This window comes from Pseudothioclava nitratireducens (assembly GCF_029210495.1).
GTDB lineage: Bacteria > Pseudomonadota > Alphaproteobacteria > Rhodobacterales > Rhodobacteraceae > Pseudothioclava > Pseudothioclava nitratireducens.
Genome location: NZ_JARGDK010000001.1, coordinates 146,718 through 155,999, shown reverse-complemented (window position 1 = coordinate 155,999; position 9,282 = coordinate 146,718). Strand labels below are relative to the sequence as shown.

The window sequence follows — 9,282 nt, the reverse complement described above, 5'->3', positions numbered from 1 at the left end:
CCGGCCTCTCCGCCTGTGAAAGGGCTGGGGGCTCTGCCCCCAGACCCCCGGGATATTTCGAGCGATTGGAAGCGGGTCAGTAGCCCTGCGCGCGGTCGACGCGGAACAGGAAGGGCTCGCCTGCTTCACCGCGCCGGATGTTCTCAGCGATGACCCGTGCCGCCGAGGCGGGCCGCGTCTCGGCGGCGATATGCGGGGTGACGGTCACCTTCGGGTGGGCCCAGTATGGGTGGTCGGCAGGCAGCGGTTCGGTCTTGAAGACATCCAGCGTCGCGCCGCCAATCTGGCCGGCATCGAGGGCAGCCAGCAACGCGTCATCGTCGATGACATTGCCGCGTCCCGGGTTGAGGATCACGGCACCTTTCGGCATCCGCGCGAGGCTCTCCGCATTGAGCAGGTTCGTCGTCTCGGGCGTATTCGGCAGGATCGTCGCGAGGATTTCGGCGCGCTCAAGCGCCATTTTCAGGCCCTCCGCGCCGTGGACGCAATCGATCCCTTCGAGCGTTTTGGGCGTGCGGCTCCAGCCGGTCACCTTGAAGCCCAGACCCGCCAGCGCCTTCGCGCAGGCCGCGCCGAGCGCACCGAGGCCGAGGATCACGACCGAGCGGTCGGGGGCGAGGGGCGGCACCTGTTCGCCCTGACGCCAGACCCCGTCCTGATGCGTGCGGTAGAAGTCGATCCCGAGGTGATAGCGCAGCGTATGGCCGGTTACCCACTCGACCATGCCGCGTTCAAGCCCCTCGTCAACCATGCGGCAGAGCGGCTGGGTCAGGGTCTCGTTCCCGACGATCCGCTCGACCCCGGCCCACAGGCTGAGCACGGCCTTGGTGCGCGTGTAAGGGGTGAAGTCCTGCACGGGGCCGAAAGGGGTGTAGACGATGTAGTCGATGCTCGCCGGATCGGCGCCGGGATGGACGATCTCGGCGTCAATGCCGGCTTCCGCAAGGGCCGTCGCCAGGGGGGTCTCATAGGCGGGCCATTGCTCGGGTTTGGCTGCGAAAAGGATGCGAGGCATTGGGGCTTCCCTAGCGAGGGCGGTGGACATGGGCGCTTTGCACGAGGCCAAAGGCCGCGAGCAGGATCATCATCGCCGTCCCGCCATAGGAGACAAGGGGCAAGGGCACGCCGACCACGGGCATCAGCCCCATCACCATCGCCATATTGATCGCGAAGAAGAAGAAGAATGTCCCGCCCACGCCCAATGTCAGCAATGATGAAAACCGGTCGCGGTTGACCACGGCGGCATGGATGCAGAAAGCGATGATCCCGGCATAAAGCATCAGCAGGGAGAAGGCGCCGACGAAGCCGAACTCTTCGGCCAGCGTCGTGAAGATGAAGTCCGTATGTTTCTCGGGCAGGAAGTTCAGGCGCGACTGGGTGCCCTGCATGAAGCCACGCCCGGACCAGCCGCCCGACCCGAGCGCGATTTGCGCCTGCGTGATGTTATAGCCCGCGCCAAGCGGGTCGGCAGAGGGGTCGAGGAAGGTGTCGATCCGCTTGTATTGGTAGTCGTGAAGCAATTGCCAGTCGGTGCCGCGGCTTTCCAGCACGCCGAAGACCAGCGCGACGATCAGGGCGATCACCGTGCCGAAATACCAGAGGCTCACACCCGCGGCGAACATCACCAACCCGCCGCCCGCGACCAGCATTACCGCCGTTCCAAGGTCAGGCTGCGCGAGCACAAGGAAGGTCGGAACAAGGATGATCGCGACCGGAAGCGCGACCCAGAGCGGGCGCGAGACCTTGTCCACATCGAGCCAGTCGTAATAGGCCGCGAGCAGCATCACGAGCGTGATTTTCATCAGTTCCGAGGGCTGAATCCGGAGTGGGCCAAGTTCGAGCCAGCGTTGCGCGCCCATGCCGATGGCGCCAAAGAACTCCACCGCGATCAAGAGGACCAGCGCCACCAGATAGGCCGCGAGCGAGATATTGCGCCAGAACCAGATCGGCACGAAGGCGACGATGAACATCGCCGTCATGCCGACGGCAAAGCGCTTCATTTGCGGCTCGGCCCATGTGTCGAGCGTGCCGCCCGCGACCGAATACAGCATCAGAAAACCGGTCGAGGCGACCGCCGTCAAAAGGATGACCAGCGGCCAGTTCAGGTAAAGCACCTTGCTCAGCCCGGTGGGCACGGTCTTGAGATTGGACTCGAGATAGCTCATCGTGCGCGCCCCTCAGACCCGTGTTTTCACATCGCTGGACACGCTGTCGGGATCGACGAGGTCGAGCGTTTCGTGCTGCGTGCGGATGCGCCCGCGCTGGGCGCTGGGATAGGCGTCGAGGGGTGGCACACCACCGTTGAGCGCAAAGAGCAGGATGTCGCGCGCGATCGGCGCGGCCGCGGTGGAGCCGCCCCCGCCATGCTCGACGATCACGCTGATCGCATATTTCGGATTGTCGACCGGCGCATAGGCCACGAAAAGCGCATGGTCACGCCGGTTCCACGGAAGCTGATCGTTGCGGATCACGCCCCGCGCGCGCTCGGCGGCGGTAATGTTACGCACCTGACTGGTGCCGGTTTTGCCCGCCATTTTCCATTCCGCCATGACCACACGCGAGCTACGCGCCGTGCCACGCTCGGCATTGACCACGGCACTCATGCCCCGGCGCACCTGTGCAAGCCACGCGGCGTCGAGCGGAAGCTCCGGCGCCTCGCGTGCCGGGATTTCCACGCCGCCACGCGCCCGCACGAGGCGCGGCTCCACCGCCTTGCCGCTTGCGATGCGCGCCGTCATCACCGCCAGATGCATCGGCGAGGCCAGCACATAACCCTGCCCGATCGAGGCGTTGATCGTGTCGCCAATCAGCCAGTCCTTGCCGTAGCGCTCTTGCTTCCAGGCCTTGGTCGGTGCGAGCCCTTCGGCCACGGCGGACATTGGCAGGTCGGGCCGTGTGCCCAGACCAAGGATCTGCGCCATCTCGGACATCTTTTCGATGCCGATCCGCTGGGCGAGATCGTAGTAATAGACGTCACAGCTTTGCTCGAGGCTTTTCACGAGATTGACCGGTCCGTGGCCTGCGCGCTTCCAGCAGTGGAACCGCCGACCGCCGACCTCAAGGTGACCCGGGCAGCGCACCGTGGTTTCCGGCGTGATCGCCCCGTCCTTGAGCGCGGCGAGCGCGGTGACCATCTTGTAGGTCGAGCCGGGCGGATAAAGCCCCTGCACGGTCTTGTCGGCCAGCGGGCGGTGGTCGTCTTCGGTCAGGGTTTTGTAATCCTTGACCGAAATTCCGCGCACGAACAGGTTCGGGTCGAAGGACGGCGCCGAGGAACAGCACAGAATGTCGCCCGTCGTTACATCCATCACCACCGCGGCGGCGGACTCTTCGCCCAGTCGCGCCAAGGCGTAGTTTTGCAGCTTGTAGTCGATGGTGAGTTGCAGGTTTTCTCCCGGCTCGCCCTCTTGGCGGCCAAGGTCGCGCATCTCACGCCCAGCGCTGTTCACCTCGACCCGGCGCTGACCGGCATGGCCGCGCAGGTCATCCTCGAACTTGGCCTCGACGCCGAGCTTGCCGAGCTGGAACTTGGGGATGCGCAGCACCGGATCGGGGTTTTCGATCCGGCTCAGGTCGTAGTCGGAAACCGGGCCGACATAACCGACGACATGCGCAAAATCGGCCCCGCGCGGGTAGATGCGGCTTAGCCCGACCTCGGGGGTGACGCCGGGCAGAGCAGGCGCGTTCACCGCCACGCGCGAAAAGTCATCCCAGGGCAACCGGTCGGCCACGGTGATCGGCGTGGTCGGCGGGCGCTTGCGAATGTCTTCCAAAAGCGCGGCGGTATCCGCGTCGGACAGCGCGATCAGGCGGCGCAGATCGGTGACCACGCGGTCCACATCATCGGCGTCGTCGCGGGTGAAGGTGACGCGATAATTCTGCTCGTTGCCCGCAATCAGGATGCCGTTGCGGTCGTAAATCAGCCCGCGCGCGGGCGGAATCAGGCGGATCTTGACCGAGTTGCCCTCGGCCAGCATCCGGTATTGATCGGCTTGCTCAAGCTGCATCCGGCGCATCCGCAGGCCAAGCGTCGCAACGATGGCCACCTGCGCCCCGCCGAGCATGAGCGCGCGGCGGGTGATCTTGCGGCTGCTTTCGGCGGTATCCTTGGGCGATCTGCGCATCCGTCCCGCCCCCTTACAGCCGTTGCCCGAAAGCGTCGACCTCGCCGGTGGCGGCGCGACGCAATCCGAAGGCAAAGAGCGAGAAGCCCGCGACCAGCGGGTAGGCGGCCAGCGTCACCAGCCAGCGCAGCAACTCAAGACCAAGCGCGGGCTGATCGACCATGGTGATCTGCAAGATCAGCCGTTGCACCACCAGCATCGCCAACATCACGCCGCCCACCAGCGCCAGTTCCAGCAGGAATGGCATATCGCGCAGCGCAGTCTCGCGCCGGCGCAGCCACTCGGTGGCCATCAACACGATCAGCGGCCAAAGCCCGATTGGACGCCAGAGCATCATATCCTCGAAGATAAACACCATGACGATCAGGACCGCTGGCACGTAATCGGGACGGCGCAAGACCCAAGCCAGCGTCAGCGCCAGCATCAGGTCGGGGCCGGGCAGCCCATGCGCGGTGGGATCGATGGGCAGCAGCCGCACGAAGAGGATCACCGAACAGAGCGCGACAAACAGCACCCGATGCAGAACCCGGCGTGTGGTGAGCGGATCAACCATCGCCGGGCTCTCCCTCGACGGGGGCCTCGGCATCGAGCGCGGGCGGCGGGATCAGCGCGCCGGTGTCGTGCAACTGTTCGGCCGGGTGACTGCGCAACACGCGCAGGTAGTCGAGTTGCTCGTAATCGGCAGCGAGGCGCACGCGCAGGCGGCGGTCCGGGGTCTCCATGACCTGACCGACCAAGAGACCGTTCGGGAACACGCCACCGTCACCCGAGCTGACCACCTGATCGCCGGGGCGGACCTGCTCGGGGTTGACCAGAAAGTCGATGGGCGGGTGTTTGGAGTTGTCGCCCGCAAGGATCGCACGCTGGCCAGAGGGCATGATCCGCACCGGGATGCGGCTTGATGTATCCGACAGCAGAAGCACGCGGCTCGTGGTCTTGCCCACGCCCGAGATGCGTCCGACGAGCCCCAGCCCGTCCATCACCGCCCAGCCATCGACGATCCCGTCGCGCGAGCCGATATTCAGAAGCACCGACTGGTGGAACGGGCTGCCCGAGTCCGCAAGCACCACACCCGAGACACTCGTCAGCTTGGGGTCGAGCCGCACATTGTTCAGCGCCAGCAGTTTCGCGTTCTGCTGCTCTAGCTGAATGGCGGCTTCTTCCCAGCTCTTCATCCGCTGCAATTCGCGGCGCAATTCCTGATTCTGCTCGTAGATGCGGGTGTAGGACTGAAAGCCCTCGACCATGCCGAACAGCTTGGTGACCGGCACCATGGCCCAGTCGAAGGTCGGCACGAACCGATCCACAAAGGCCGCGCGGAAGCGCTCCATCCGGGGGTTGTCCACGCGCCACACGAGGAATGTGATGGCCAGCACAATCGCCAGCACCGCAATCAGGATGCGGCGCAGCGGGCCAATGAAATCCTCGTCGTCGCGTTCCCTGGCCATGATCGTCCCCAAAATGACCTGCGGTCAGACGGGCGCGATGCGCCCCCCGGCCTCAGCTGTCATAGTCGATGACATGCCGCAGTTGCTTTTCGTATTCCAGTGCCTTGCCGGTGCCGAGCGCAACACAATTCAGCGACTGATCGGCGATCGAGATCGATAGGCCGGTCTGTTCGCGGAGCGCAAGGTCCAGCTCGCCCAGAAGCGCGCCGCCGCCCGTGAGCATCACGCCACGGTCCACGATATCAGCCGCCAGATCGGGGGGCGTGGTCTCGAGCGCCTGCATCACCGCGTCGCAAATCTGCTGCACGGGCTCCGCCAGAGCTTCGGCGACCTGCGCCTGCGTGATCTCGACTTCCTTCGGCACGCCGTTCAGCAGGTCGCGGCCACGCACCAGAAGGCTCACGCCGCGCCCGTCATCGGGCATGCGGGCGGTGCCGATCGTGGTCTTGATCCGCTCTGCCGTGGACTCGCCGACCAGGAGGTTCTGGTTGCGGCGCAGGTAGGAGATGATCGCCTCGTCCATGCGGTCGCCACCCACACGCACCGAGCGGGCATAGACGATGTCACCGAGCGAGAGCACCGCCACCTCGGTGGTACCGCCGCCAATATCGACCACCATCGAGCCCGTGGGGTCGGTGATCGGCATGCCCGCGCCGATGGCCGCTGCAATCGGTTCCGCGATGAGGCCCGCGCGGCGTGCGCCCGCCGAGAGCACCGACTGACGGATCGCGCGCTTTTCCACAGGCGTCGCGCCATGGGGGACGCAGACGATGACCTTGGGCTTGGAGAAAGTGTTGCGCTTGTGGACCTTGCGGATGAAATGCTTGATCATTTCCTCGGCGCTGTCGAAATCCGCGATGACGCCGTCGCGCATCGGGCGGATCGCCTCGATCGAGCCGGGGGTCCGGCCCAGCATAAGCTTCGCATCTTCACCGACCGCCAGCACCTGCTTCTTGCCGTCCTTGACGTGATAGGCGACCACCGAGGGTTCGTTGAGGATGATCCCCTTGCCCTTCACATAGACCAGCGTGTTCGCCGTTCCGAGGTCGATCGCCATGTCCGAGGAAAAGATCCCGCCAAAACCTGCCATTTTCCGTCCCAATCCAATATCCAGCACGCCCCGACTCGGGCGAGCCTTGGTTGCTGTTCGTATAGTAAAATGCCTTCGCACGGGGAAGCGGATTCCCGGTCAGTCCGTTGCAGAGGCGCGGAACTTCGCTGACCCTGCCAAAGGGAATTTCACTTTTCCAACATTCGCTTGTCTAAAGGGACTACATTGGCGCCCAAGATAGCCGAAATTCCACATCTCACGAATATGTCAAAATTTGCGGCATGTGCGGTCAGTGCGTGGGCATGTGAACGGGCGGTCCCATTGGGCCGCCCGTTCGTGTGACATCCAAATGTCGGATCAGAGCTTGTAGCTCACCGATTTCACGTCCGCGTCGGGCGCGGTTTTTTGGCTGCGCACGCGCAGACGGTTGAGTGCGCCGACATAGGCTTTGACGCTGGCGAGGATCGTATCGGTATCGGCGGCAGAGCCGGTCACGATGCGCCCGTCCTCCTCCATGCGAACGCTGACCGTCGCCTGCGCGTCGGTGCCCTCGGTCACGGCATGGACCTGATAGAGCTTGAGCCGCGCCTGGGTCGGGTAGATCTCCTTGACGCAGTTGAAGACCGCATCGACCGGCCCGTCACCTTGGCATTTCGCGCTCTTTTCAGTGCCATCTACCAGCATCTTCAGCTCGGCTTCCTGCCCGTCCGAGCCGCAGACCACGCGCAGCCATTTGACTTGCAGATAATCGTCGCCGGTATTGGCCGCCGAGTCGGTCATCAGTGCGACCAGATCCTCGTCGTAGATTTCCTTCTTGCGGTCGGCGAGCGCCTTGAACCGCACGAACACGTCGTTGAGCTGGTTATCGGCCAGATCGTAGCCCAGATCGTTCAGCTTCGAACGCAGCGCCGCGCGGCCCGAGTGCTTGCCCATGGCGATATTGGTCTCGGTGATGCCGATGTCGGCAGGGCGCATGATCTCGAAGGTCTCGACATTCTTCAGCACGCCATCCTGGTGAATGCCCGACTCGTGCAGGAAGGCGTTCTTGCCGACGATGGCCTTGTTGAATTGCACCGGGAAGCCCGAAACCTGGCTCACGCGGCGCGACAGGTGCATGATCTTGGTGGTGTCGATATTGGTCGTGTAGGGCATCAGATCCTTGCGGACCTTGATCGCCATGACGACCTCTTCGAGCGCGGTATTGCCCGCGCGCTCGCCCAGACCGTTGATGGTGCATTCAATCTGACGCGCGCCAGCCGAAACCGCCGCCAACGCGTTCGCCGTCGCCATGCCGAGGTCGTTATGGCAGTGGGTCGCAAAGATCACCTCATCCGCGCCCGGAACCTTTTCCAGCAGCATGTGGATGATGTCCGCGCTCTCTGAGGGCAGGGTGTAGCCTACGGTGTCGGGGATGTTGATCGTGGTGGCGCCCGCCTTGATCGCGGTCTCCACGACGCGGCAGAGATAATCGCGCTCGGTCCGGATCGCGTCCATCGCCGACCATTGCACGTCCTCGCACAGGTTGCGCGCATGGGTCACCGTGTCGGCGATCCGCTCGATCATTTCGTCCTGATTGAGCTTGGTGATCTCGCGGTGGCTTGGCGAGGTGCCGATGAAGGTGTGGATGCGCGGGCGGGCGGCGTGTTTCACGGCCTCCCAGCAGCGGTCGATATCCTTGTAATTCGCCCGGCTCAGCCCCGCAATCACAGAATTCTTCGAGCGTTTCGCAATGTCGCTGACGGCCTCGAAATCGCCTTCCGAGGCAATCGGGAACCCGGCCTCGATGATGTCCACGCCCATCTCGTCGAGCAGCATGGCGATTTCCAGCTTCTCGTCATGGGTCATCGTGGCGCCCGGCGATTGCTCGCCATCGCGCAGGGTCGTGTCGAAAATCAGAACGCGGGATTTGTCGGTCATGTTTTGGGCCATTGGTCTCGTCTCTTCTTTGCAGTGGCTTTAGCGTGAAAGACCCTCAAAGGCCAGCGGCTCGCTTGGGCTTTGAGGGGATCGGGCGCTGGCTACCTCCGAGCGGTCGCGCCCGAAGGGCACGCTCAGAGGCTGCTAAGAAGAAGGAGACCGCGCAGCGACAGGCCGCGCGAATGCGCGGTCCGGGTCGAAACATATGCGATGCTGCGTGTCATGGGGGCGACTATAGCCGCTCATTGCGGGATGAAAAGAGGAAATCTCAGATGGTCGACATCGGGGGATTGGTCTGTTCGACGACGGTTTCCATCGCGACATAGGTTGAGGTGGTGAGCACATGGGGCAGGGCCGAGATCTGCTGGCCCATGACGATGCGGTAGGCCTCGATGCTGCTGGTGCGAACCTTGAGCAGGTAGTCATAGCCGCCCGCGATCATGTGGCATTCCGCGATCTCCGGCACCTTTTTGACCGCAGCATTAAAGGCGCGCAGGCTGCTTTCGCGGGTGTCGGTCAGCTTGACCTCGACAAAGGCGATATGGCTCAGGCCAAGCTGCACGGTGGACAGGATCGCGCGGTAGCCCGCGATCAGCCCGCTCTCCTCCATTCGCTTGATGCGCGCCGCGACCGGGGTTTTCGACAGGCCGATCTGCTGGCTGATCTGCGCCACCGGCATACGGGCGTCGCGCGTCAGGAGCGACAGGATCTTGCGGTCATAGCTGTCGAGATCACTGGTCAT

At 64.0% G+C, this 9,282-nt stretch carries 8 protein-coding genes; all 8 read right to left on the bottom strand.

The genetic code is table 11. From position 1 onward, the window contains the following. Positions 1-76: 76 nt before the first annotated feature. The 8 genes from P0X85_RS00750 to P0X85_RS00715 all read right to left on the bottom strand — a co-directional run bounded on the left by P0X85_RS00750 (position 77) and on the right by P0X85_RS00715 (position 9,282). Complete coding sequence (locus P0X85_RS00750) at positions 77-1,015, bottom strand: 2-hydroxyacid dehydrogenase (RefSeq protein ID WP_275806972.1); 939 nt, start codon at positions 1,013-1,015, stop codon at positions 77-79. Positions 1,016-1,025: 10 nt separating this feature from the next. Beyond that, on the bottom strand, positions 1,026-2,165 hold the full coding sequence (gene rodA / locus P0X85_RS00745) for a rod shape-determining protein RodA (RefSeq protein WP_275806969.1): 1,140 nt from the start codon (positions 2,163-2,165) through the stop codon (positions 1,026-1,028). Between the two features lie 12 nt (positions 2,166-2,177). Then, positions 2,178-4,124: a penicillin-binding protein 2 gene (mrdA, locus tag P0X85_RS00740; protein WP_275806966.1), complete on the bottom strand. Its 1,947-nt coding sequence runs from the start codon at positions 4,122-4,124 to the stop codon at positions 2,178-2,180. A gap of 13 nt (positions 4,125-4,137) precedes the next feature. Further along, positions 4,138-4,677 (bottom strand): rod shape-determining protein MreD, encoded by a 540-nt coding sequence (locus tag P0X85_RS00735; RefSeq protein WP_275806963.1) that lies wholly within the window; start codon positions 4,675-4,677, stop codon positions 4,138-4,140. Continuing rightward, a complete protein-coding gene (gene mreC, locus P0X85_RS00730) occupies positions 4,670-5,572 on the bottom strand; it encodes a rod shape-determining protein MreC (RefSeq protein ID WP_275806960.1) in 903 nt (300 codons plus the stop codon). Before mreC ends, P0X85_RS00735 begins: the two co-directional genes overlap by 8 nt. A gap of 52 nt (positions 5,573-5,624) precedes the next feature. Then, positions 5,625-6,662 (bottom strand): rod shape-determining protein, encoded by a 1,038-nt coding sequence (locus tag P0X85_RS00725; RefSeq protein WP_338030508.1) that lies wholly within the window; start codon positions 6,660-6,662, stop codon positions 5,625-5,627. Positions 6,663-6,980: 318 nt separating this feature from the next. After that, positions 6,981-8,540, bottom strand: a complete 1,560-nt coding sequence (locus P0X85_RS00720; protein WP_275806957.1) for a 2-isopropylmalate synthase — start codon at positions 8,538-8,540, stop codon at positions 6,981-6,983. A gap of 268 nt (positions 8,541-8,808) precedes the next feature. Next, on the bottom strand, positions 8,809-9,282 hold the full coding sequence (locus P0X85_RS00715) for an Lrp/AsnC family transcriptional regulator (protein WP_275806954.1): 474 nt from the start codon (positions 9,280-9,282) through the stop codon (positions 8,809-8,811).